The following is a 24,507-nucleotide window of genomic DNA, read 5'->3' as shown; positions in this document are numbered from 1 at the left end:
AAGCAAATTGCGCTGCGTGCCGGAGATTCTACAAGAAAGATTGCCGGAAAAACCGCGGGGCGGGCAGCATTTGTGTGCTGGCCGCCCCGCGGGAGTGGGATAGCAGGATCCCCATGTGGAAACTGCTTAGATGGCTTTGGCCAATTGCGCCGCGATGCCGATGTAGTTGCCCGGCGTCATGGTCAGCAGCACGTCCTTGGCATCCTGCGGAATGGCCAGGCCATTGACGAAGGTTTGCAGCGCTTCTTTCGAGATGCCCTTGCCGCGCGTCAGCTCTTTCAGCTGCTCGTACGGGTTTTCGATGCCATAGCGGCGCATCACGGTTTGTACGGGCTCGGCTAGCACTTCCCACGTCGCGTCCAGGTCTTGCGCCAGGCGCGCGTGGTTCACTTCCAGCTTGTTCAGGCCGCGCAGGCAGCTGTCATACGCCAGTAGCGTGTAGCCCAGGCCCACGCCGATATTGCGCAGCACGGTCGAATCGGTCAGGTCGCGCTGCATGCGCGAGACGGGCAGTTTTTCCGACAGGTGTTTCAGCACGGCGTTGGCCAGGCCCAGGTTGCCTTCCGAGTTTTCGAAGTCGATCGGGTTGACCTTGTGCGGCATGGTCGACGAACCGATTTCGCCCGCTTTCAGCTTTTGCTTGAAATAGCCCAGCGACACATACGTCCAGATGTCGCGGTTCAGGTCCAGCAGGATCGTGTTGGCGCGCGCGAAGGCGTCGAACAGTTCGGCCATATAGTCGTGCGGCTCGATCTGGATGGTGTACGGATTGAAGACCAGGCCCAGGCGCTGTTCGATGACGGCCTGCGAGAATGCCGGCCAGTCGAAGCCGGGGTAGGCCGACAGGTGGGCGTTGTAGTTGCCGACGGCGCCATTCATCTTGCCGAGGATTTCCACTTGCTCGATGCGTTTCACGGCGCGCTGCAAGCGGGCCACGACGTTGGCAAATTCCTTGCCCAGGGTGGTCGGGCTGGCCGTCTGGCCGTGCGTGCGCGACAGCATCGGCACGTCGGCATTGTCGTGCGCGATCTGCGTCAGCTTGGCCACCAGGCCGTTCAATGCCGGCAGCATCACGCCATCGCGCGCGGCTTTGAGCATCATGCCGTGCGAGGTGTTGTTGATGTCTTCCGAGGTGCAGGCGAAATGGATGAATTCCGACGCCGCCACCAGTTCCGGCACGTCCGCCACTTGTTCCTTCAGCCAGTATTCAACAGCCTTGACGTCATGGTTGGTCACCGCTTCGATGGCCTTGATGCGGGCCGCGTCGGCTTCCGAGAAATCGGCCGCCATCTTGTCGAGCAGGGCGCTCGCTTCTGCCGAGAACGGCTTGATTTCAGCGAAACCGGCTTGCGACAGCGCTTGCAGCCAGGAGATTTCCACTTTCACGCGGTGGTGCATGAAACCGGCTTCGGACAGGATCGGGCGCAGCAGATCGGTCTTGCTGGCGTAGCGGCCATCGAGCGGAGACAGGGCCGACAGCGTGGAATACGGAGTAGTAGAAGTCATGAGAGCGGACGCAAGTTAAAGAAACGGTTGGCGTGTGGCGCGCGGGGAGGGCGGGGCTATTGCAATACAGCAACACTGACGGCGCCACAGTAAAGGGCGATTTTACCACCGCTGGCCGCTGGCCAGCCGTCCGTCGGCTGTGGATGGCCGCCATGTTGGCCGAATCCGGCCCCGATGCGGCGTGCCTGCCACACACTGGAGGCCGCCGGGCGCGTGCTGCCAAACACCGCTGCCGCCGATGCTATACTGCTAGCTGCTCCTTTACCTTAAAGTACCTATGAAACTGATCGGTTCCCTCGCCAGCCCATATGTCCGCAAAGCCCGTATCGTGCTGGCGGAAAAAAAGCTCGACTATGTCTTCGAGCTGGAAAACGTGTGGGTGCCGGAAACCCGCATCGCCCAGGCCAATCCCCTGGGCAAGGTGCCCTGCCTGGTGATGGAGGATGGCAGCACGCTGATCGATTCGAAAGTCATCGTCGAATACCTCGACACCCTCACGCCCGTCTGTAAACTGCTGCCGGCCGGCGGCAATGGCCGCGAGCGGGCCGATATCAAGAACTGGGAAGCGCTGGCCGACGGCATCCTCGACGCGGGTGTGCTGGTGCGCCTGGAGCGCACGCAGCGCCCGCCCGAGCAGCAAAGCGCGGCCTGGATCGCGCGCCAGCTGGAAAAAGTCACCCTGGGCCTGGCGGCGCTGGAAGCACGCCTGGGCGAGAGCGCCTATTGCGCCGGCAAGAATTACACCCTGGCCGACGTGGCTGTGGGCTGCGCTCTGGGCTGGCTCAGCTTCCGCTTCCCGGAAATCGACTGGCGCGCGGAGCACCCGGCGCTGGCGCGCCTGTTCGACAAACTGTCCGAGCGCCCATCGTTCAAGGACACCGCGCCGCAGTGAGCGCACGATGACCGGCAACGATTCGAAGGCGCAGCAACGCCTGCAGATGGCCGATATCGCGCGCCTGGCCGGCGTGTCCACGTCGACCGTGTCGCGCGCGCTGAGCGGCAGTTCGCTGGTCAATGAAGAGACGCGCGCGCGCGTCATCGCACTGGCCCGTTCGCTCAAGTATTCCATCAATATCGGCGCGCAAAACCTGCGCCTGAAACAGAACCGTACGGTGGGCGTGGTGGTGCCGTATGACGCGGCCACGCGCCAGCACCTGTCCGATCCTTTCTTTCTCAGCATGCTGGGCAGCCTGGCCGATGCGCTGACGGAGCAGGGCTTCGACATGCTCATTTCGCGCGTGGATGCGGAAACGCTCGATGCGGCCGCCCTGTCCTTCGACAGCGGCCGCGTGATAGGCATCATCCTGATCGGCCAGTGGCGCCACCATGAACAACTGAACCAGCTGGCCGCGCGCCAGGTGCCCATCGTCGTGTGGGGCGCGCAATTGCCGCAGCAACTGTATTGCACCGTGGGCGGCGATAACGTCGCCGGCGGCAGGCTGGCCACGGAACACTTGCTGGCGGCGGGGCGCCGGCGCATCGCCTTCTTTGGCGACGCCAAGCTGCCCGAAGTGGCGCAGCGCCACGCCGGTTATGTGCAGGCGCTGGCCGCGCAAGGACTGGCGCCGGACCCGCAGCTGTACGTGGCCGGCTCCTTCCTGCCGCAGGGCGGCGCGACGGACGTGCAGGAACTGCTGGACCGCCAGCTGCCGTTCGACGCCATCTTTGCCTGCAGCGACTTGCTGGCCATGAGCGCCATCAACGCCCTGCGCGCGCGCGGCGTGGCCGTGCCGGAACAGGTGGCCGTGGTCGGTTACGACGATATCGAACTGGCCGCGTATTTCCATCCGCCGCTGACCACCGTGCGCCAGCCGATCCGCGCCGCCGGACGCGCGCTGGTGGCTTCGCTGCTGGCGCTGGTCGACGGCGCGCCTGCGCCATCGCAGCAATTGCCAACCGAGCTGATCGTACGCGCTTCGGGCCGTTGAAACGCATTGGCAAGGTATTGCAACCGATTGCAATCATTTCAAATTTATCCGTGAATTTTCATGCTGCACAGCAGCATGAAAAAGCCTGACATCACGTCGATCCCAGCCTGTTTCCCTCTATATTGCCCGTAATATTCCCTTAAAAACAACAACATTTTCATGTTGCAGTGCTCGATTGCAATCGATTGCAATAAATTCTTATTCGTTCAATAATGACGTACCGGCTCAGCCAGCGCGCCACGGCATGCGGCGGCCAGTACCCATAACAAGCGGATACCTCGATGTATCGGCATACAACACTGGAGACAAAATGAACGCACGTACTGCTCAACGCGGCTGCATGGCCGCCGCCGTCGCCCTGGCCATGCTGCAACTGGGCGCCGCCCACGCGCAATCGGCCGCCGACACCGCCAGCGCCGCTCCCGCCGATGGCCTGAACCTGGAACGCATCGTCGTCACGGGTACCACCGGCGGCACGTCCAAAATGAAATCGAGCAATTCCGTCAGCAGCATGGAACTCGACACCATCCTGCACAACGCACCGACCAGCGCGGCCGAAGTCCTGCGCTCGGTGCCGGGCTTGCGCGCCGAATCCTCGGGCGGCGAAGGCAATGCCAACATCACCGTGCGCGGCCTGCCCATTTCCGCTGGCGGCGCGCGCTATGTGCAGATCCAGGAAGACGGCTTGCCCGTGCTGCAGTTCGGCGACTTCAATTTCACGACGCCCGACAGCTTCGTCAAGATCGATTCCACGCTCGACCACCTGGAAGTGGTGCGCGGCGGTTCGGCTTCCACCCTGGCCACCAATTCACCGGGCGGCATCATCAATTTCATCAGCAAAAATGGCAAGGAGAAGGGCGGCAGCGTGGCCATCAGCCGTGGCCTGGGCTACGACCAGACGCGGGTCGATTTTGATTACGGCGCGCCGGTTTCGGAACGCACGCGCTTCTTCATCGGCGGCTCCTGGCGCACGGGCGAAGGCATCCGCCACAGTGGCGTCAACAGCGAAAAGGGTGGGCAGATCCGCGGCAATGTCACGCATGAATTCGACAGCGGCTTCGTGCGCCTGTCGTTCAAGCACCTCGACGACCAGTCGCCCACGGCCCTGCCCGTGCCCGTCAGCGTGCGCAATGGCCGTATCGGGGAAATCGCCGGCATCGACCCGCGCAAGGCCAGTTTCTATTCGCCGTACTGGGTGCCCGACATGGTGCTGAACAAGGATAACCAGCGCGTGGCCACCCGCGTCAACGACGGCTTGCACGTCAAGAGCGATACCGTGGGCCTGGAAGCGTCGTTCAAGCTGGGGCAGGGCTGGAGCGTGAGCGAAAACTTCCGCTACGCCGACAATTCGGGGCGCTTCATCGGCGTCTTCCCGTCGAATAATGGCAGCGACGGCAGCTATGTGTTTGCCAGCGGCCCGAACCAGGGCAAGCCCTACACGGGCCGTGCGTTTTCCGCCGTGGTGTTCAACACCTCGATCGACGACGCCAGCAATACCCTGAGCGACACCAAGCTGGCCAAGACCTTTGTGCTCGACAGCGGCAAGCTGACCACCACGGCCGGCCTGTATTTGTCGCAGCAAAAGCTGGGCCTGACCTGGAACTTCAATGAATACCTGATGCAGGCCACGGGCGACCGGCCGGCGCTGCTGCAGACGGCGAGCGGCACGCCGGGCTACATCGGCCCGGCCTTCGGCGCCTGCTGCTCGCGCGCCGTTGACATGGAATACCGCACGGTGTCGCCGTATCTGAACCTGGCCTGGGAGAGCGGTGCGCTGAATCTCGACGGCGGCCTGCGGCGCGACCGCCAGCATGCGAGCGGCACGGCCAACCAGGCCACCGGCGCGCAAGTCTATCTGCCGTCGACGGTGCAGCAGGTCGACTACACCCTGGGCCACACCTCGTACTCGCTGGGCGCGAACTACAAGCTGCAGGGGAACCTGGCCGTGTTTGCCCGCGTCAGCGAAGGCGTGGCCTTCAATGCCGACCGCATCCTGTTCGGCACACCGCTCGATGGCAGCGTGCCTGTGGCGATCAACACCGTGCGCCAGCTCGAAGGCGGCGTGAAATGGCGGCGCGGACCCCTGAGCACCTTCGTCACCGTGTTTCAGGCCAAGACGAAAGAAAGCAATTACGAGGCGACCACCCAGCTGCGCACGGCCAACAGCTATGAAGCGAAAGGTGTGGAATTGGAAGCGGCCTACAGCGCCGGCGACTTCCGCATCAATGGCGGCCTGACGTTCACCGATGCCGAGATCACGGGCACGGCGGCGGCCGACGTGGCGCTGATCGGCAATACGCCGCGGCGCCAGGCGCGTGTCGTCTATCAGATCGCGCCCACCTATGAATGGGGACCGGCTACCCTGGGCGCCAGCCTGGTCGGCACGGGCAAGTCGTGGGGCGACGATGCACACACGATCACCTTGCCCGCCTACCAGGTGCTCAACGCCTTCGTCAATTACCAGCTCACGCCGCAATTGCAGGTAGCGCTGACGGCGAACAATCTGCTCGACAAGATCGGCTATACGGAAGTCGAGGGCGATGGCCATGCGGCCCGCTCGATCACGGGGCGCGCCGTCAAGGTCAGCCTGAAATACGCATTTTAAGCAAGGATAGGATTCATGATGTCGATACGCAGCCCCCTGGCGCGCCTGCTGGCGCCGCTCCCCACGCACTTGCGCGACGATGCGGCGCGCCGCTATGCGCGCCAGGAGGAGGTCTTGCTCGACCGCCTGGGCAGCCTGTATGGCCAGCGGCCGGACTTCCTGTCCTGGCTGGGCGACCTGATGGAAAGCGTGGGGCGGCTGTACGCGGCGCGCGCCCCCGAGCTGCTGCGGCAGGATGCGCAGCGCGAAGCGCAGCCGGACTGGTTTGCCAGCCAGGCCATGCTCGGTTACAGCGCGTATGTGCAGCGCTTCGGCGGCAACCTGCAGGGCGTGGCGGCGCGCATTGCCCATCTGCGCGAACTGGGTGTGACGTATCTGCACCTGCTGCCGTTCTTGCGCTCGCGCGCCGGCGAAAGCGATGGCGGTTTTGCCGTCGCCAGCTTCGAGGAAGTCGATCCCGCGCTGGGCAGCAATGCCGACTTGCTGGTGTTGACGGCGCAGCTGCGCGCGGCCGGCATCAGCCTGTGCTCGGACCTGATCCTCAACCACGTGGCCGATGACCATGCGTGGGCGCTGGGCGCCAAGGCGGGCGATCCGCTGCTGCGCGATTTTTTTCACACCTATTCCGACCGCGTGCAGCCGGACCGCTACGAGCGCACCGTGGGCCAGGTTTTCCCGCAGGCGGCGCCCGGCAATTTCACCTTCGTGCCGGAACTCGAGCGCTGGGTCTGGACCACGTTTTATCCCTACCAGTGGGATTTGAACTACGCCAATCCGGCCGTCTTCGCGGCCATGGCTGGCGCCATGCTGGGCCTGGCCAACAAGGGTATCGAGGTGTTCCGCCTCGATTCGACGGCCTTCCTGTGGAAGCGCGAAGGTAGCGATTGCATGAACCAGCCCGAAGCCCACAGCCTGCTGCAAGCGTTGCGCGCGATCGCCGCCATCGTCGCGCCGGGCGTGCTGCTCAAGGCCGAAGCCATCGTGCCCACGCCCAAGCTGCCCGCCTATTTCGGCAGCGATGCGGCGCCCGAATGCCATATCGCCTATCACAGCAGCTTGATGGCCGCCGGCTGGGGCGCGCTGGCCGAGGAAAGCACGGATTTGCTGCAGCAGGTGATCGCCGCCACGCCGCCGCTGCCGCCAGCCGCCAGCTGGCTCAGTTATGTGCGCTGCCACGACGACATCGGCTGGAACGTGCTGCTCAATGAAGCGGGCGCGAACGGGCCGGTGCGCCTGGCGCGCATCGCGCGGTTCTTTGCCGGCGCGCCCGGCAGCTATGCGCGCGGCGCCGCCTTCCAGAGCAGCAGCGCGGACAAGGCGCATGGCAGCAACGGCATGGCCGCCTCGCTGGCCGGCCTGGAAAGCGCCGCCACGGTGCAGGAGCAGGAATACGCGTTGCGGCGCCTGCTGCTGCTGCATGGCCTGGCCTTGAGCTTTGGCGCCTTGCCCGTGCTGTACATGGGCGATGAACTGGGCATGACCAACGATCACAGCTACACGCAGCGGGCCGACCGGGCGATGGACAGCCGCTGGCTGCAGCGTCCCGCGTTCGACGACAGCCTGCTGGCATGGCGCCACGATGGTGTGAGCGCCAGCGGACGGCTGTATCTGGCGTTGCGCCAGCTGGTCGACGTGCGCCGGCGCTTGCCGGCCCTGGCCGCCGCCGCTCCACGCAGCGTGCTGCCCGCCGATACGCCGGCCGTGCTGGCGCTGTTGCGCGGCGACGCGTTTCTCAACCTGAGCAACTTCAGCGGCGCCAGCCAGCGTTTCACTCTGCCCGCAGGCGAATGGCGCAACAGCCTCGATGGCAGCGTGCTGTCCGGCACGGTGGGCTTGCAGCCCTGGCATATGCTGTGGTTGGAAAGGGACGCAGCATGAGCGACGCCAGCGCGCACCGTCCGCACCTGTCGTTCTGGCAGATCGTCAACATGAATGTCGGCTTTTTCGGCATCCAGTTCAGCTTTGGGCTGCAGCAAAGCAGCATGAGTCCCATCTACAAATACCTGGGCGCCGACGAGGCGAGCCTGCCCTACCTGTGGCTGGCCGGTCCCATGACGGGGCTGCTCGTGCAGCCATTGATCGGCGCCATGAGCGACCGCACGGTGACGCGCTGGGGCCGCCGCACGCCGTACTTCCTGATCGGCGCCATCCTGTGCAGCCTGGGCCTGCTGGCCATGCCGTTCAGCCCCACCCTGTGGATGGCGGCCAGCCTGCTGTGGATACTCGACGCGGCCAACAATGTGACGATGGAGCCCTACCGCGCCTTTGTCAGCGACAAGCTCGACAAGAAGCAGCACTCGCTGGGTTTTCTCACGCAAAGCGCGTTTACGGGACTGGGACAGACACTGGCTTACCTGACGCCGTCGTTGCTCGTCATGCTGGGCATGAACAAGGATGCCGTCAATGGCAGCCATATCCCGCACATCGTCATCGCCGCCTTCATGATCGGCGCCGTGTTCTCGCTCGCCTCGGTGTTGTGGACCTTGAAGACGACGCCGGAAAACCCGCTCACGGCGGCCGAGCTGGCGGCCATCCGCAGCCGTCCGCCGGGCTGGCGCCACACGCTGGCCGATATCGGCGCGGCCCTGCGCGACATGCCGCCGACGATGAAGCAGCTGGCCCTCGTCAACCTGTTCCAGTGGTACGCCATGTTCTGCTACTGGCAGTACATCGCGCTGTCGCTGGCGGCCACCCTGTTTCACACGACGGACCCCGCGTCGCAAGGTTTTCGCGACGCGGGCCTGTTGAACGGGCAGGTGGGCGCCTTCTACAATTTCGTCGCCTTTGTCGCCGCCTTCGCGCTGGTGCCGTTCACGCGCCGCTTCGGTCCCAAGCGCATGCACAGCCTGTGCCTGTGCGCGGCCGGCGTGGGCATGCTGGGCATCCCGCTGATCCACAGCCCGGCGCTGCTGTTGCTGCCGATGCTGGGCGTGGGCCTGGCCTGGGCCAGCATCATGGGCAATCCCTACATCATGCTGGCCGGCTGCATTCCGCCCGAGCGCACGGGTGTCTACATGGGCATTTTCAATATGTTCATCGTCATCCCGATGATCATCCAGATCTTCACCTTGCCGCTGTATTACCGCAGCTGGCTGGGCGGCAATCCGGAAAACGTCATCCGGCTGGCCGGTGCCCTGTTGCTGTGCGCGGCGGTGGCCGTACTGTTCGTCAAGCTGCGCCCACCGCAGACCGGCAAGGCTTGACGGCAGGCGAAAAAAAACCGGCGCTGCCGGTTTTTTTTATCTGCCTCGAAGAACAATTATTCTTCAATCGCCATCTGGCTTTGCAGGTAGTTCTGGATGCCGACCTTGGCGATCAGGTCGATCTGCGTTTCGAGCCAGTCGATATGCTCTTCCGTGTCTTCCAGGATCATCAGGAACAGGTCGCGTGATACGTAGTCGCCCGCTTTTTCGCTGATGGCGATGCCTTCCTTGACGGTGGCGTGCGCGGCGCGTTCCAGCTTCAAATCGCATTCCAGCATTTCCGGCGTGTTCTCGCCGATCAGCAGCTTGTGCAGCGCTTGCAGGTTAGGCAGGCCGTCGAGCATCAGGATGCGGTCGATCAGCTTGTCGGCGTGTTTCATTTCGCCGATCGATTCTTCGTATTCCTTCTTGCCCAGCTTTTCCAGGCCCCAGTGCTTGTACATGCGCGCATGCAGGAAGTACTGGTTGATGGCCGACAGTTCGTTGGTGAGCTGTGCGTTGAGCATGCGGATGACTTCTTTATCGCCCTTCATGGGATTTCCTTTGTTCTGTGTCGTGTTCGATGATGAAACCGCAGGCTGCTGGCGTTCACTGCCGGGTGGCGTTGGCTGCCTGGTGGCGCGCAGGTTGCCGGTTTCGCTATGCCCGCATGATAGCGCAAAATGCCGACGATTTTCGGTGCTAAACGGCATTTTTCCGTCTTTTTAACGTAAATATCGTGCGAATAAAACCCATTCTCAAGTGGATTGCCCAGTTGCGCCGTTTTTTATTTGTTAAGGAAAATGAAGGCCATTCTCATTCGCGTTTCCAGCACTGTTTTGCCGCCGCTGGCGCGCGTGCATGGCCGCGCTGAAAAGGCGGGAAATGTTCGTCCGTTCTTGCTTTTGTGCCTTCTTGGCCGACGCCGGCGATGCGATAATCGGGCAGCGATATTTACCGAAAAAAGGATAGCAAGATGATGCTGCATATACCCGGCGTGCTGACGCCGGAACAGGTGACGCATTTCCGCCAGCGCCTGGCGCAGACGGACTGGGTCGACGGACGCGCCAGCGTCGGAGCGCAAGGCGCGCAAGTCAAGCGCAACCGCCAGCTGGCCGAAGGATCGCCGCTGGCGCTGGAACTGGGCGAGATCGTCAGCCGCGCGCTGATGGCCAATCCGCTGTTCTTTGCGGCCGTGCTGCCGCTGCGTATCCTGCCGCCCTTCTTCAACAGCTATGCGGGCGGCGAGCACTATGGCTTGCATATCGATGGCGCCATCCGCACGCCGAAAAACGGCATGCAGTCGATGCGCGCCGACGTCTCGTCGACCGTGTTCCTCAGCGAGCCGGATGAGTACGAAGGCGGCGAGCTGGTGGTGGTCGATGCGTATGGCACGCATGAAGTGAAACTGCCGGCCGGTGACGTGATCGTGTATCCGTCGAGCAGCGTGCATCAGGTGCTGCCCGTCACCAGCGGCGAGCGTATCTGCTCCTTCCTGTGGACGCAAAGCATGGTGCGCGAGGACTGGAAACGCAGCATGCTGTTCGAGCTCGATCAGAATATCCAGAGCGTGCGCGCGGAGCATGGCGATTCACCGGCGACGGTGGGACTGACGGGGCATTATCACAATCTGCTCAGAATGTGGGCGGAGATGTAAGGCTGGGGTCAGACCCCCGGCGACGTTGGCGCTGAACTGGGCGTTGGCGGTGTTGAGGGTCTGACCCCATAGCAGGCAAAAAAAAGTCTGCCTGGCCCGGGGATGTAGGCTGGCAGACTGAAACAAGCAAATCGCTTGACTAAAACGGGCGCAAAAAAGCAAGCAGGGCACAGGGTGCGGTGCTTGCGGGCTGGCAGCGGCCCAAGGGCCGCCGGAAGGCTAGCTCAGTTGGAAGGTCAGCGGTACTAAAACGTAGACGGGTACGGGCTTGCCGTTTTCGATCATCGGCTTGAACAGCGCGCGCTGCGCGGCCTGGCGGCCCGCTTCGTCGAGGTTGTTGTAACCGGTCGATTTCTGGATCAGGATTTGCTCGGGCAAGCCTTTTTCATTGATCAGGATGCGCAGCACGACGGTGCCGCTTTCGCCCAGACGGCGCGACAGATTCGGGTAGATCAGTTGCGGCGCCTTGATGTATTCGACGCTGCTGACGGTGCGCGGCGTCGAAGGTGCTGGTGGCGTCGGCGATGGTGCCGCTGGCGCTGTCGGTGCGGCGGTGGCGACAGGTGCCGCTTCGGCGCGCGTCGGCTGCGGCGGCGTGATCGTCGGTTCGCTTGGCGCCACGGCGATCAGCGGCAGCGGCGGGATCACGGCGCGCGGCACGGGCGCGCTCAGTTCCACGGTTTTCGGTACGGACGGCGCCGGCGGTTTCGGTGGCGCCGGCGGGGCGATGATGCTGATGGTCGTGATGGTCGGCATGGCCGCCGTGACGACGCGGCTCAAGAGCCCGCTCTGGATGGCGTAAAAGCCGGCGATATGCAGGACGACGATGGCCATCAGCGGCGCGAATTTGTTGCGCTTCTTGTCGAAGTCGGCAAATTGCTGCACGGCCTGCACCGTTACGGGCGGGGGCATCATCGTCATGGCATTCATCGCTTTCTTAGTTTGTCAGTACAGCTCGCATCAATACGGTTTCTTGCAGCGCCACGGTGGCGTTCAGATGATCGTTCAGCACTTCCCGCGCGCAGGTGTGGCATTTGCCGCAGCAGGTGGCCACGCCCAGGTCGCGGCGCAGTTCGGCCATGCTGGACAGGCCAAGATCGACGGCTTGACGGATTTCACGATCAGATATGTTGTTGCAGACACATACAATCATTGATACACCTTCTGGCTGGAGGATGAACAGACACTAGTGCTTGGAAGCATTGTTGCTAGTGTTTTAATGAGAATCATTATCATTACGTTTCATTGTCGCGCAAAGTGCGGGACAATGCAAGCGATTTTGATCAAGTGTGCGGCAGTTGGCGGCCTGGCGCGGCGCATCGATATGCCATTTCTTCGGATGGTGCAGCCCTTGATGGGGGCGGCTCTCCGGGCTAAATAAAAACTATTCGCATTCATGTTTATAATGCTGGTATTGTCTCGGACGGTCGCCGTCCGGACAGTTTGAAAGGCCGCTTGTCGGTAATGCGCAACAGTTGCGTTTTACCTCACAACACCCACGTCAAACACGATGCGCCACGCGCAGCAGTCTGTCCCCGGTGTTCTTAATTTGAACGGAATTTGCTCATGACTCTAGTTCCACCCATGATGACGCTCGACGCGCTGGCAGTTGGCCAGAGCGGCACGGTGTTGCATATCACGCCCCACACGGCAGGACAGACGGAGGACGGCGTCGACCTCGTCCGCCGCCTGATGGAGCTGGGATTCGTTCCCGGCGAACGCATCCGCATGCTCAAGCGCGGCATTCCCGGCGGCGATCCGCTGGCCATCAAGGTGGGCAATGCCACGTTCGCGCTGCGCCGCTTCGAAGCGGCGCTGATTACGATTCAACCGCTGCTTCAACCGGAATGACCATGGGTGCTGTCGAAACAATCGTCGATGCGGGCGTGCACAAGCCGCCGCATCAGCCACAAATTGCCCTGCTGGGCAATCCGAACTGCGGCAAGACCGCCCTGTTCAACCGTTTGACGGGCGCGCGCCAGAAAGTGGCGAACTACGCCGGCGTCACCATCGAGCGCAAGGAAGGCCATTTCACGTCGCCCGCCGGCAAGCCCGTGCGCGTGCTTGACCTGCCTGGCGCCTACAGCCTGTCGGCCACCACGCCCGATGAAGCGATCACGCGCGACGTAGTGGGCGGCTTGCGGAAGGGCGACCCGCGCCCGGACGCCATCATCTGCGTCGTCGACGCCACCAATTTGCGCCTGAATCTGCGCCTGGTGCTGGAAGTCAAGCGCCTGGGCCTGCCCATGCTGCTGGCGCTGAACATGACGGACGTGGCGCGCAAGCGCGGCATGCTGATCGACACGGCCAGGCTGTCGGCCGAACTGGGCATGCCCGTGGTGGAAACCATCGCGGTGCAGCACGATGGCGAAAAAGCCCTGCTCGACGCCATCGACGCCATGCTGCCGCTGCCGGTCGTTGAAGCGAAACCGCTGGCGGCCATCGATGCCGTCAGCGTCGAAGAAACCCAGCGCGAAGTGCGCCGCATCCTGGCCGCCGTCAGCAACGACACGCGCGACAGCGGCAACCTGACGGAAAAGATCGACGACGTGGTGCTGCACCCCGTTTTCGGTCCCATCATCCTGGCCGTGCTGATGTTCCTGATCTTCCAGGCCGTGTTTGCCTGGGCCGCCACGCCGATGGAAATGATCACCGATGGCGTGGGCCACCTGGGCGCCCTGCTGACGGCGAACATGCCTGACGGCCACCTGAAAAGCTTGCTGGTGGAAGGTATCATCGGCGGCGTCGGCAGCGTGCTGGTTTTCCTGCCGCAGATCCTGATCCTGTTCTTCTTCATTCTGAGCCTGGAAGACTGCGGCTACCTGCCGCGCGCGGCCTTTTTGCTGGACCGCCTGATGGGCGGCGTGGGCCTGTCGGGCCGCGCCTTCATCCCGCTGCTGTCGAGCTTTGCCTGCGCCATTCCCGGCGTGATGGCGGCGCGCACCATCCAGAATCCGCGCGACCGCCTCGTCACCATCATGATCGCGCCGCTGATGACGTGTTCGGCGCGCCTGCCCGTGTATGCGCTGATCATCGCCGCCTTCATTCCGGAACGCCAGGTGTGGGGCTATTTGAGCCTGCAAGGCCTGGTGCTGTTCGTCCTGTACTTTGCCGGCATCATCTCGGCCATGGCCGTGGCCTGGGTCATGAAGCGCAGCATGGGCGTGCGCGGCAACCAGCCGCTGCTGCTGGAACTGCCGGCCTACCACTGGCCGCACCTGCGCAACCTGGCCGTCAGCCTGTGGGAGCGCGCGAAGATCTTCCTCACGCGCGTCGGCACCATCATCCTGAGCCTGATGATCATCCTGTGGTTCCTCAGCACCTTCCCCGGCCCGCCGGACAACGCGATCCACCCGCCGATCTATTACAGCCTGGCCGGCATCCTGGGCCGCGGCCTGGAAGTGATCTTCGCGCCGATCGGCTTCAACTGGCAGATCTGCATCGCGCTGGTGCCGGGCATGGCGGCGCGCGAAGTGGCCGTCGGCGCCCTGGGCACCGTGTATGCGCTGTCGCAAACGGGCGACGCGCTTGCCACCACGCTGGAGCCGCTGATCGCCCATTCGTGGTCGATGGCCACGGCGCTGTCCCTGCTGGCCTGGTATGTATTTGCGCCGCAGTGCCTGTCGACCCTCTCCGTGGTGAAACGCGAGACGGGCGGCTGGCGCTATCCGCTGCTGATGGCCGGCTACATGTTCGCCCTGGCGTATGCCGCCTCGTTCATCACGTACCGCGTCGCCCTGTTGCTGGGCGCTTAGGAGAAAAGCATGTGGCAAACCCTCATCGTCGCCCTGATCGTCGCAGCCGCGCTGCTGCATTTTTCGACCAAGTACCTGCCGGCGGGCGTGCGCCGCGCCATCGTGCGCGGCCTCGTGCGCTGCGGCCTCGATGAGGCGAAGATGTCGACCTTCTTCAAGGTGGCGCCCGGTTGCGGCAGTGGCTGCGGTTCCTGCGGCTCCTGCGACAGCCCGCCGCCGCCGTCCGCCACGCCACCGGCCGACGGCAGCAGCAAGCGCGTGATCCTGATGCAGGTGCAGCGCTAGGGCTTGTATTTCAGTGTAGCCACGGGCGCGCCTGTGGGCTACACTGGGCTTTCCGCATGGCAAGGAGTGGCAATGGCGATACTGTTGATCTTCATGTTTCTGTTTGCGGTCGCCACCTGGCTGCTGGCCAGCCGGCGCGGCCGCCACGGGGGACTCTGGTTCGGCATCGGCCTGTTCCTCGGTCCGTTTGCCTTGCTGGCGGTGGCGGCGCTGCCGCCCGTTGCGCCAAGCTGAATGAAAAAAACCCGCGCATGCGGGTTTTTTTACGTCTGCAGCGCTGCGCTTACGCCTTGCCCGCCAGCTTGTCGACGACCGGCACCAGCGCGGCCGGGCGGCAGCCGAAGGCGGCCAGGCGGCCTTGCGCGTCGGGCGCCAGATCCAGGTCATACGGCAGACGGCCCGCCACCAGCCACAGTCTGTCGTGCGGCAGGGCGTCCACCAGGCGGCGCTGGCCGTCGACGAACATGGCGTTATACGTTTGCAGCACGATCTGCTGCGCGCCTTGCGCAAAGGCGATGGCTGCATTGACCTCTTCTTCCAGCGCCTCGGCCGACAAGGCGTACTCGCGTACGTCCAGGCCCGCTTCGAGCAGCGCCGGCAGCATCGAGCTGCGCGCTTCCTTGTTGCGGCCCAGCGCCACTTCGTCGATTTCGCTGCGCGAGCGCACTTCCACCGTCAGCAGGGTCACGGGCAGGCTGGCGTCGAGCGGGCGGTAGTCGCCCTGCACGCGCAAGGCGGCCTTTTGCAGCAGCTGCGACAGGGCCATGGCGGCCGGCTGCATCAGCGCCGGCGGGGCGACAGGGCGTTCGCGCCAGTCGCGCACGGCGCGGTTGCGCTTGAGTTCCGCCACGCGCGCGCAAGCCGCGTCGATGCGGGCGATGGCAATGTCGCCGCGCTCCACGGCGGCGATGACGGCATCGATGGCGGCCGTCTGCTGCGCTTCGCGGTGCGAGATGAGGACGATGTCGGCGCCAGCCTGCAAGGTGGTGATGGCGCCCTGCGCGATGCCGATGCCGTCGGCAATCGCCGCCATCTCCAGGCAGTCGGTGATGACGACGCCCTGGTATTTCAACTCGCCGCGCAGCAGGTCCGTCAGCACGCCTTTCGACAGGGTAGCCGGCACACTGGTATCGGCCTCGAAAGCGGGGAAGACCACGTGCGCCGTCATGATGGCATCGACGCCGCCGGCAATGGCCGCGCGGAACGGCGCCAGTTCCACGGCGCGCAGGCGTTCCTTGTCGTGCGGGACCAGGGCCATGGCGTAATGCGTGTCGGTGGCCGTGTCGCCGTGGCCGGGGAAGTGCTTGGCGGTGACGGCCACGCCGCTGGCGCGCTGGCCGCGCATGGCCGCCATGCCGTAGTCGATGACGGTGGCGGCATCCTCGCCATACGCGCGCACGCCGATGACGGGGTTGTTGCGGTTGTTGTTCACGTCCAGCACGGGCGCGAGCAGCATATTGATGCCCACCTGGCGCATTTCATCGCCGCTGATCTGGTTCATGCGTTCGCAGTCGTCGATGGAACCGGCCGCCTGGAAGGCCATCGCTGCGGGAATCGGCGTGACGCCCTGTTCGATGCGCATCACCATGCCGCCTTCCTGATCGATGGAGATCAGCAGCGGGGTGTCGGACACTTCCGCGTTGATCTCCTGCAGTTCGCGGCACAGGGCGGACACTTGCGCGGGCGTATGCACGTTGCGGCGGAACAGGATCACGCCGCCCACCTTCTTTTCGCGTATCAAGGTCTTGATATGCTCGTCCGCCTGCAGGGCGTCGAAGCCCACCATGAATAGCTGTCCTACTTTCTCGCGCAAACCCTGTTCCATGCTGCAACTCCTCCGGTATTCATTCTGATGACGACAAGTCCGTATTCTGGCCCCTGGTGACGCGTCTGGACAATCACCGGAAAAGCTGCCTTGGTTTTATACTTATTTTGGTATTGTATTGGATTTGGATATTTGCGCAAGTGGTTGTTAAGTGGTATTGCTCCACTTGCGCAACGGCGCTGTCAATCGAGGCGCTGGAACGAGGCCGATTGCGCCTTTGGCCAATACAGGCCGAACACGGGCGGCAATTGCGGCAGCTGGCTCGGATCGAGCAACTGGCCCGCTTCCAGGAACGGCAGCAGGGCCGACGCCAGTTTCACCTGGTTCGGCGAAATGCGGCGCACCAGGTGGTGCGGGCGCAGTTCCTGCGGGTGCGCGAGGCCGGCGGCGGCGATCAGTTCGGCCAGCGCCTTCATGGTGTTCTGGTGGAAGTGCGCCACGCGGGCGATCTTGTCGGGCACCACCAGCGCGCGCTGGCGCTGCGGGTCTTGCGTGGCCACGCCCGTGGGGCAGCGGTCCGTGTGGCAGCTTTGCGACTGGATGCAGCCCAGCGCGAACATGAAGCCGCGCGCCGAATTGCACCAGTCGGCGCCCAGCGCCAGCAAGCGGGCGATGTCGAAGGCCGTGATGATCTTGCCCGAGCAGCCGATCTTGATCTTCGCGCGCAGGTTGGCGCCCACGAGGGTGTTATGCACGAGCACCAGCGCTTCCTGCAGCGGCGTGCCCACATGGTCCGTGAATTCCAGGGGCGCGGCGCCCGTGCCCCCTTCGCTGCCGTCGACGACGATGAAGTCGGGCGTGATGCCCGTTTCCAGCATGGCTTTGACGATGGCGAAGAACTCCCACGGATGGCCGATGGCCAGCTTGAAGCCCGTCGGCTTGCCGCCGGAGAGCGTGCGCAGGCGGTCGATGAAGTGCAGCATTTCCAGCGGCGTGGAAAAGGCGCTGTGCGCGGCCGGCGAGACGCAATCCTCGCCCACCATCACGCCGCGCGTGGTGGCGATCTCGATCGTCACTTTCGGCCCGGGCAGTACGCCGCCGTGGCCCGGCTTGGCGCCCTGCGACATTTTCAGCTCGATCATTTTCACTTGCTCGGAGCTGGCGTTGGCGATGAAGCGTTCTTCCGAAAACGTGCCGTCCTGATTGCGGCAGCCGAAGTAGCCGGAGCCGATTTCCCACACCAGGTCACCCCCGTTTTCGCGGTGGTAGGGGCTGATGCTGCCTTCGCCCGTGTCGTGCATGAAGCCGCCGCTGCGCGCGCCGCCGTTCAGGGCCAGGATGGCGTTGGCCGACAGTGCGCCAAAGCTCATCGCCGAGATATTGAAGACGCTGGCCGAATACGGCTTGGCGCGCGGGCAGTCCGGATGGTTGCCGATCTCGATGCGGAAATCGTGGCCCGTTACCTTGGCGGGCGCGATGGAATGGTTGATCCATTCGTAGCCCGCTTCATACACGTCGAGCTGGGTGCCGAACGGACGCTTGTCCGTCTGCTCCTTGGCGCGCTGGTAGACGATGCTGCGCTGGCTGCGCGAGAACGGCGTCGCTTCGCTGTCGCTTTCCAGGAAATACTGGCGGATTTCGGGGCGGATGCTCTCAAAAAAGAAGCGGAAATGCGCGAGGATGGGGTAATTGCGGCGCAGGGCGCGCTTCGTTTGCAGCAGGTCGCTGATGCCGACCAGGGTCAGCGCACCGGCCAGCACGGGCAGCCAGTAATGATCGTAGTAAAACAGGGACAGGACAAAGATGGCTGCCGTCGCAATGAAGGTCAGGTAGCGAAATGGTACTAGGTGCATGGGTACTCCGGTGAAGTCAGACTGGTAAAGCCGAGTCTACCTTCGATTCGCCGAACGTGCTGGAGGGAAAGAAAGCGGCGCCCGGTGGACGCCGCGTGAAGACTTAGCGCTGTGCGGCGCGGATACGCTCGACACGCTCTGCGCTGGCCGGATGGCTAGACAGGTAGGGCGTGCCGTGATCCAGCTTGCCCAGGGCGACAAACACTTGCGCCAGGTGTTCCAGTGGAATAGCGTTCTGGCGCAGCATGGCGATCGCGTAGTCGTCCGCCTCGCGCTCGACGTCGCGCGAATACTTCAAGTCCAGCAGCAGCGGCGGCAAGGTCGCCACCACGGTCGACACGTCGCCGAACAGCAGCGCCGCGCCGGCGCCCACGGCCGACGTCTGGATCAGGCGGCGCGTCAGGTGGCGCTGCTGCAAATGGCCCAGTTCATGCGCCAGCACGCCCATGATGGCATCGTCGTCCGGCATCAGTTCCACCATTTCATCGGTCAGCACGATGTCGCCGGACGGCAGGGCGAACGCGTTCGGACCGATCTTGCTCTTGCGGAAAACGATGCGGTGCTCGGGCGTGCTGTCGCCGGGCGTGGCCAGGCGCGCGAACCGGGCGCGCAAGGCTTGCTGGCGCGCGTCAGCGAGCTTGCTTGCCTCAAACACGTGTTCGTCGAGGAAATCGAGCACGCCCTGGCCCAGCTGGCGCTCGACGGACTGGGGAATCGCATACGCGACGCCCTTCGCCACGACCGGCAGCAGGTACTGATAGCTGAGCCACAGGGCCAGCACGGTGGCGACCGTGGCCAGCAGGGCGCCGCGCCAGCTTTGCTGCAGCCGCACCACCCAGCCATCGCGGTGGCCCGTGTCATGCAGCATGTCGTTGAAGGCCGCCTGGTCGGCGATCTCCAGATAGGCGCCGTCGGGAAAGCTGACCTTGCGCACGGCATGGCTGCTGCGTTCGGACACGTGCAGCTCGCCCAGCGGGGAGCTGCGCTCGATATCGCCGGCCAGCACGGCCATGCCATCGCGCACGCTGAGCGTGACGTGGTACAGGCGCGAGGTCTGGCCGTCGAAATAGCGCGCGGGCACGGGGGCCGCGCCCGGTGCTTGATTGTCGAGCGTCATGTTACAGCGACAGGTCGAAGTCCAGCAGGTCGACCATGCCTTCGCCCGTGGCCGACACTTGCTCGCCGGTGGCGGCGACAAAGGCGTCGAGGCTGCCGTGCACCAGCATCGAAGTCGCTTCCAGGCGGTACTTCAGCCAGCGCACCTGGGCGAATGGCGAAAACAGGCCCAGGGTGACGACGATGCCCAGCAGGTTGGTCAGCATGATGAAGGTGGTGCGGCCCCACGTCAGCTGCGACTGGAACTGGTGCTGCTGCAGGCGCGTGTGGTTCCAGATCAGGTTCTGGATCATGGTCAGGAACAGCGGCAGCACGATAAAGGCCCAGGCATACAGGGCGGCCACGGCGCCGAAGATGCTGCCGGCCTTGGTGACATCGTTGGCATCGGTGGCAAACGTGGCGAAGACGCTGGCGAAGACGACAAAGATCAGGACCAGGAAACCGGCCAGCAGCAGGGCGAAGAACAGCAAATAGGTTTTGTAGAAGCTGCCGACCGAGGCGTCGAAGCTGAAGTTGCTGCTGCCGAAGCGGCTTTGCGTGTGCTGGAAGCGCTTCAGGCGCTGGTGCAGGAACGGCGTCATCAGGCCAGCCGTGAAGGTGTTCAGGATGGGCAGCCACAGGAAGTATTTGTAGGCTTCTTTGGCGCTGCCGTCAAAGCCGAAGCGGATGCCGCGGTAGCTGGTGTTGTACAGCTTGAATTGCAGGCTTTTCCACACCAGCCATGGCAGCACGGCCATCATCAGCACGAGCATGATCAGGCCGATGATGGGCGAGATCTGGAAGGCGATGTTGTAGCCGCCGATCAGTACGACGGCCGCGATGCGGCCCTTCAGGATGGCGACGGCATTGCCGTGGTATTCGAAGCTGCTGCCAGCCAGGTGGGTGCTGGAATAGAAATAGCGGTTGCGGCGCACCTTGGCCCAGGCGGAGTAAATGCCCAGGGTGACGATGCTCAGCAGCAGGTTGACGATCCAGATGCGGAAGTATTCGCTGCCGGTGGCGCTGAAGGTGATGGCTTCGCGCTTGGGCGTGGTGTTGTTGGTGTCGAAATCCACAGGGGGTTTCCTTACTTATTGGAAACAAAACAAGATAAGGGAAGATTGAAAAGTTATCAATTGAAAATACTGTTTTTCGCAATTTTTTTGCAGATTCCCTTGCGCCGCCCCGATCCGGCCGTCCCGGCTATACTGGAACTCAACCATCGCTTAACGGGAAAACCATGATCGTCGTCCATCATCTGAACAATTCGCGCTCGCAGCGCGTGCTCTGGCTGCTCGAGGAACTGGGCCTCGATTACGAGGTCAAGCGCTACCAGCGCGACCCGAAAACCATGCTGGCGCCAGCCTCGCTGAAGGCCGTCCATCCGCTGGGCAAGTCGCCCGTGATCACCGATGGCGCCAACACCATCGCCGAATCGGGCGCCATCATCGAGTACCTGGTCGAGCGCTACGGCAATGGCCGCTTGATCCCGGCGGCGGGCACGCCGGAGAAGCTGCGCTGGACCTACTGGCTGCATTTCGCGGAAGGCTCGGCCATGCCGCCGCTGCTGATGAAGCTGGTATTCGACAAGGTCGAATCGTCGCCGATGCCGTTTTTCGTCAAACCGATCGCGCGCGGCATCGCCAGCAAGGTCAAGAGCAGCTTCATCCTGCCCAATATCAACAGCCAGCTGGCCTACATGGAAGCGGAACTGGAGAACAGCAAATGGTTTACCGGCAATGAATTCACGGCGGCCGACATCCAGATGAGCTTTCCACTGGAAGCGGCGGCCATGCGCGGCGGACTCGACGAGCGCCTGCCAAAGCTGACGGCGTTCCTGCAGCGCATTCATGCGCGGCCAGCCTACCAGCGGGCGCTCGAACGTGGCGGGCCCTACGATTTCGCAAAGTAAAATGATGAGTGCGGAAGATGGCATGCAAGGAAATTAATATTACTTTTTCATATTATTTTGCTATAGAATATTTTCCTTCATGCAACCATCTAACCGCGCTGCGATGCGCTCCTTCCATGCTCAAAAGAATAACGCTTGTTTCCGCCCTGATGCTGCTATTCACGGGATGCGCAATTAAACAGACAGTCAAGCCGGTGGAGCATTTCGCCAGCAAGGAAGTATGCATTCTGGATAACCCCGATGTGCGAGTCGGGTTTATTACGTCGTACAAGCGAGCGCTCGAAGGCAAGGGATATATCGCCCGTCAACTGCCGCCTACCGCATCGATCATCGAATGCCCCCTGACGTCCACCTACACGGCAAACTGGCGTTGGGATCTGGCGATGTACATGAATTATGCGAATATTAAGGTGTACAACAATGGCAAAGTGGTGGGCGAAGTCGTATACGACGCCAAACGCGCCGGCATGAATACGGCGAAGTTCATCGATGCGGATCAAAAGATTGGCGAGTTGGTCAATCAACTCTTCCCAGGCGGCGCGGGGATGTGAAACTGCTTTCGGAGCGGCCCATACGGTAAAATGATCGATTCAACCAGTATCCATTTACCGCATGGCCAGACTCCTCGCTATCGACGGCTTGAATATCGTACGCCGCGTCTACGAAGCCAGTCCTGAACCCGATTCCGACCTGAAGGCGGAGATCGCGCTGCGCCATGCGCTGTCGTCGTTCCGCACGCTCATCAACGACCACGAGCCGACGCACATCCTGCCGGCCTTCGACTTTGGCGGCCCGACCTGGCGCCACGCCCTGTATGCCGGTTACCGCGAGGGGCGCCAGCCCATGCCGCAGGTGCTGCGCGACGCCTTGCCTGGCTTCTACGCCACCCTGGCCAGCTTCGGCATGCACGTGGTCAGCATTCCCGAGGTCGAGGCCGACGACGTGATCGGCACGGCCGTCATGCGCTGGCTGCACGAGGGGCGCGGCGCGGCTGTCATCGCCACCACCGACAAGGATTTGCACGGCCTGATCGCGCACGGCGCGCTCGTGTGGGACCACTTCAAGGGCGTCTGGCACGACCACGCCTGGGTCGAGAAAAAGTTCGGCGTGCCGCCGGAACTGCTGCCCGACCTGCTGGCGCTGATGGGCGACGTCACCGACAGCATCCCCGGCGTGTCGAAGATCGGCCTGAAGACGGGCGCAAAACTGTTGCGCGCCTACGGCAATATTGACGCCGTGATGGCCGGCGCGGGCATTTTGCCCGGTGCGCTCGGTGAAAGCCTGCGAAAAGAGCGGGAAATACTGTATCTTTCAAGAAAGTTAGTTGCGCTCAAGACCGACGTGACCTTGGGTGTCACCTGGAACAAGCTGGTGTGGGAAAAGTAAAGCGCCAGGCAAGAACAATCAAGCAAGGGAAGTAAATCATGATGTTAAAGACAGTCCTGATCGATAGCAGCGCCGTGGCGCGCGGCCTGCTGAACACGGTCCTGACCGATGGCGGCTACGATGTCTGCGGGCAGACGCATACGAGCGCGCTGGGGCTGGCGCTGCTGGTCAAGCACCACCCGCATTTCGTCTGCATCGCGCGCGAGCAGGTGGAAGACGGGACCAATGTGGTGCAAACCATCCGCGCCCAGTATCCGAAGACGCTCATTTTCATGGTCTCGGGCGGCATCGACGCCACCTCGCTGCAGGCGGCCCTCGCCATGGGCGTGTCGGGTTTTATCGTGAAACCGTTCATGGCCGACACGGTCCTGAAAACCGTGCGCAATACGGTGATCGCCATGGTGCGCAAGCAGCAGGCTTTGGCCGCCGCCGCGCAAGGCAATAGTTAGACGCCAGCCAGGCCCGTCGCGCTGGCGATGATGCCGCCGCCGAGGCATACGTCGCCGTCGTACAGCACGGCCGACTGGCCCGGCGTGACGGCCCATTGCGCCTGGTCGAAGGCCAGGCCGAAGTGTTCATTCCCATCCGGCAGCAGCTGGCAAGCCACGTCGGCCTGGCGGTAGCGCGTCTTGGCGCTCAAGGCGCCCGCCTGCGGCGCCGTGCCGGCGACCCAGCTGGCCTGGTCGGCCGTCAAGGCGGGCGACAGCAGCCACGGGTGGTCATGGCCCTGCACCACCCACAGGGTGTTGTTGGCGATATCCTTGCGCGCCACATACCAGGCGTCGCTGCTGCCGTCCGCGTTCTGGTACGACTTCACGCCGCCGATGCCGATGCCCTTGCGCTGGCCCAGGGTATAAAAACTCAGTCCCACATGTTCGCCCACGGTCTTGCCGTCGGCCGTTTTCATCGGACCCGGCTTGTACGACAGGTAGCGGTTCAAGAATTCGCGGAACGGGCGCTCGCCGATAAAGCAAATGCCCGTCGAATCCTTCTTCTGCGCGTTCGGCAGCGCCAGTTTTTCAGCGATCTTGCGTACTTCCGTCTTCGGGATTTCACCGAGCGGAAACAGGGTTTTCGACAACTGCGCCTGGTTCAGCCGGTGCAGGAAGTAGCTCTGGTCCTTACTGGCGTCGACGGCTTTCAGCAGTTCATAACGGCCCGCATCGGTCGGCGCCTGGCGCACGCGCGCATAGTGGCCGGTGGCGATCAGGTCGGCGCCCAGGGTCATGGCGTGGTCGAGGAAGGCCTTGAACTTGATTTCGGCGTTGCACAGCACGTCCGGGTTCGGCGTGCGGCCGGCCTGGTATTCGCGCAGAAAATCGGCGAACACGCGGTCCTTGTATTCGGAGGCGAAATTGACGGCTTCGATATCGACGCCGATGACGTCGGCCACGCTGGCCGCGTCGATCCAGTCCTGGCGCGTGGAGCAGTATTCCGAATCGTCGTCATCTTCCCAGTTTTTCATGAACAGGCCGATGACTTCATAGCCTTGTTCCTTCAGCATCCATGCCGCGACCGAGGAATCGACCCCGCCCGACATGCCGATAACGACTTTCTTCTTGCTCATCTTGCTTTCCA

General features: G+C 63.2%; 23 protein-coding genes. 14 read left to right on the top strand and 9 right to left on the bottom strand.

From position 1 onward, the window contains the following. Positions 1-126: 126 nt before the first annotated feature. On the bottom strand, positions 127-1,506 hold the full coding sequence (gene purB, locus KO538_RS09450) for an adenylosuccinate lyase (RefSeq protein ID WP_034745594.1): 1,380 nt from the start codon (positions 1,504-1,506) through the stop codon (positions 127-129). A 277-nt stretch (positions 1,507-1,783) separates the two neighbouring features. Here purB and KO538_RS09445 point away from each other — a divergent pair, with 277 nt between their 5' ends. The 5 genes from KO538_RS09445 to KO538_RS09425 all read left to right on the top strand — a co-directional run bounded on the left by KO538_RS09445 (position 1,784) and on the right by KO538_RS09425 (position 9,242). Continuing rightward, positions 1,784-2,398 (top strand): glutathione S-transferase N-terminal domain-containing protein, encoded by a 615-nt coding sequence (locus tag KO538_RS09445; RefSeq protein ID WP_034745597.1) that lies wholly within the window; start codon positions 1,784-1,786, stop codon positions 2,396-2,398. 7 nt (positions 2,399-2,405) lie between these two features. Beyond that, positions 2,406-3,434 carry a LacI family DNA-binding transcriptional regulator gene (locus KO538_RS09440; protein WP_070302852.1) on the top strand — a complete coding sequence of 343 codons (1,029 nt, stop codon included), beginning with the start codon at positions 2,406-2,408 and terminating at the stop codon, positions 3,432-3,434. Positions 3,435-3,744: 310 nt separating this feature from the next. Next, complete coding sequence (locus tag KO538_RS09435; RefSeq protein WP_219328106.1) at positions 3,745-6,039, top strand: TonB-dependent siderophore receptor; 2,295 nt, start codon at positions 3,745-3,747, stop codon at positions 6,037-6,039. A 15-nt stretch (positions 6,040-6,054) separates the two neighbouring features. Then, positions 6,055-7,917 carry an alpha-amylase family glycosyl hydrolase gene (locus KO538_RS09430; protein WP_257620241.1) on the top strand — a complete coding sequence of 621 codons (1,863 nt, stop codon included), beginning with the start codon at positions 6,055-6,057 and terminating at the stop codon, positions 7,915-7,917. Continuing rightward, positions 7,914-9,242 (top strand): MFS transporter, encoded by a 1,329-nt coding sequence (locus KO538_RS09425; RefSeq protein WP_219328105.1) that lies wholly within the window; start codon positions 7,914-7,916, stop codon positions 9,240-9,242. The genes KO538_RS09430 and KO538_RS09425 overlap by 4 nt, the downstream gene beginning before the upstream one ends. A 56-nt stretch (positions 9,243-9,298) precedes the next feature. Here the strand turns inward: KO538_RS09425 and bfr are convergent, their stop codons facing one another. Then, entirely contained in the window at positions 9,299-9,775 is a 477-nt protein-coding gene (gene bfr / locus KO538_RS09420) for a bacterioferritin (RefSeq protein WP_034745609.1), read from the bottom strand. A 422-nt stretch (positions 9,776-10,197) separates the two neighbouring features. Between bfr and KO538_RS09415 the strand changes: the two genes are divergently transcribed. Beyond that, entirely contained in the window at positions 10,198-10,878 is a 681-nt protein-coding gene (locus tag KO538_RS09415; RefSeq protein WP_070281800.1) for a Fe2+-dependent dioxygenase, read from the top strand. 219 nt (positions 10,879-11,097) lie between these two features. Here KO538_RS09415 and KO538_RS09410 read toward each other — a convergent pair whose 3' ends face one another. Then, a complete protein-coding gene (locus KO538_RS09410; RefSeq protein WP_051990857.1) occupies positions 11,098-11,799 on the bottom strand; it encodes an energy transducer TonB in 702 nt (233 codons plus the stop codon). Between the two features lie 16 nt (positions 11,800-11,815). Further along, a complete protein-coding gene (locus KO538_RS09405) occupies positions 11,816-12,031 on the bottom strand; it encodes a bacterioferritin-associated ferredoxin (protein WP_034745611.1) in 216 nt (71 codons plus the stop codon). Between the two features lie 413 nt (positions 12,032-12,444). On the opposite strand from KO538_RS09405, the gene KO538_RS09400 reads away from it, so the two are divergent. From KO538_RS09400 to KO538_RS09385, 4 genes are all read left to right on the top strand, one after another. Continuing rightward, complete coding sequence (locus KO538_RS09400; RefSeq protein ID WP_034745614.1) at positions 12,445-12,729, top strand: FeoA family protein; 285 nt, start codon at positions 12,445-12,447, stop codon at positions 12,727-12,729. 2 nt (positions 12,730-12,731) lie between these two features. After that, positions 12,732-14,633, top strand: coding sequence for a ferrous iron transporter B (locus tag KO538_RS09395; protein ID WP_219328104.1), 1,902 nt, complete (start codon positions 12,732-12,734; stop codon positions 14,631-14,633). 9 nt (positions 14,634-14,642) lie between these two features. Continuing rightward, positions 14,643-14,918: a hypothetical protein gene (locus KO538_RS09390; RefSeq protein WP_070302856.1), complete on the top strand. Its 276-nt coding sequence runs from the start codon at positions 14,643-14,645 to the stop codon at positions 14,916-14,918. A 72-nt stretch (positions 14,919-14,990) separates the two neighbouring features. Next, positions 14,991-15,152: a hypothetical protein gene (locus tag KO538_RS09385; protein ID WP_157814699.1), complete on the top strand. Its 162-nt coding sequence runs from the start codon at positions 14,991-14,993 to the stop codon at positions 15,150-15,152. A 49-nt stretch (positions 15,153-15,201) separates the two neighbouring features. Here the strand turns inward: KO538_RS09385 and nagZ are convergent, their stop codons facing one another. From nagZ to KO538_RS09365, 4 genes are all read right to left on the bottom strand, one after another. Then, positions 15,202-16,743, bottom strand: a complete 1,542-nt coding sequence (nagZ, locus tag KO538_RS09380) for a beta-N-acetylhexosaminidase (RefSeq protein ID WP_219328103.1) — start codon at positions 16,741-16,743, stop codon at positions 15,202-15,204. Positions 16,744-16,925: 182 nt separating this feature from the next. Next, entirely contained in the window at positions 16,926-18,536 is a 1,611-nt protein-coding gene (locus tag KO538_RS09375; RefSeq protein WP_139090549.1) for an FMN-binding glutamate synthase family protein, read from the bottom strand. 103 nt (positions 18,537-18,639) lie between these two features. Then, a complete protein-coding gene (locus KO538_RS09370) occupies positions 18,640-19,653 on the bottom strand; it encodes a M48 family metallopeptidase (RefSeq protein ID WP_070302859.1) in 1,014 nt (337 codons plus the stop codon). Between the two features lies 1 nt (position 19,654). Further along, complete coding sequence (locus tag KO538_RS09365; RefSeq protein WP_072457273.1) at positions 19,655-20,707, bottom strand: YjgN family protein; 1,053 nt, start codon at positions 20,705-20,707, stop codon at positions 19,655-19,657. A 164-nt stretch (positions 20,708-20,871) separates the two neighbouring features. Between KO538_RS09365 and KO538_RS09360 the strand changes: the two genes are divergently transcribed. The 4 genes from KO538_RS09360 to KO538_RS09345 all read left to right on the top strand — a co-directional run bounded on the left by KO538_RS09360 (position 20,872) and on the right by KO538_RS09345 (position 23,378). Further along, on the top strand, positions 20,872-21,543 hold the full coding sequence (locus KO538_RS09360; RefSeq protein ID WP_034745630.1) for a glutathione S-transferase family protein: 672 nt from the start codon (positions 20,872-20,874) through the stop codon (positions 21,541-21,543). Between the two features lie 17 nt (positions 21,544-21,560). Then, a complete protein-coding gene (locus KO538_RS09355; RefSeq protein ID WP_219328102.1) occupies positions 21,561-22,094 on the top strand; it encodes an Sbal_3080 family lipoprotein in 534 nt (177 codons plus the stop codon). A gap of 61 nt (positions 22,095-22,155) precedes the next feature. Then, positions 22,156-22,929, top strand: coding sequence for a 5'-3' exonuclease H3TH domain-containing protein (locus KO538_RS09350; protein ID WP_034778849.1), 774 nt, complete (start codon positions 22,156-22,158; stop codon positions 22,927-22,929). A 41-nt stretch (positions 22,930-22,970) separates the two neighbouring features. Beyond that, a complete protein-coding gene (locus tag KO538_RS09345; RefSeq protein WP_070303021.1) occupies positions 22,971-23,378 on the top strand; it encodes a response regulator in 408 nt (135 codons plus the stop codon). Here KO538_RS09345 and mnmA read toward each other — a convergent pair. Further along, the gene (gene mnmA, locus KO538_RS09340; RefSeq protein WP_034745634.1) at positions 23,375-24,496 is read right to left on the bottom strand and encodes a tRNA 2-thiouridine(34) synthase MnmA; all 1,122 of its coding nucleotides are present in this window, start codon (positions 24,494-24,496) and stop codon (positions 23,375-23,377) included. The genes KO538_RS09345 and mnmA overlap by 4 nt on opposite strands. Between the last annotated feature and the right edge of the window lie 11 nt (positions 24,497-24,507).

The sequence above is a fragment of the Janthinobacterium sp. NKUCC08_JDC genome, from assembly GCF_019345575.1.
GTDB classification, from domain to species: domain Bacteria; phylum Pseudomonadota; class Gammaproteobacteria; order Burkholderiales; family Burkholderiaceae_D; genus Janthinobacterium; species Janthinobacterium aestuarii.
Note: the sequence above shows the minus strand (reverse complement) of the source record. Positions and strands in the feature narration are given on the sequence as shown.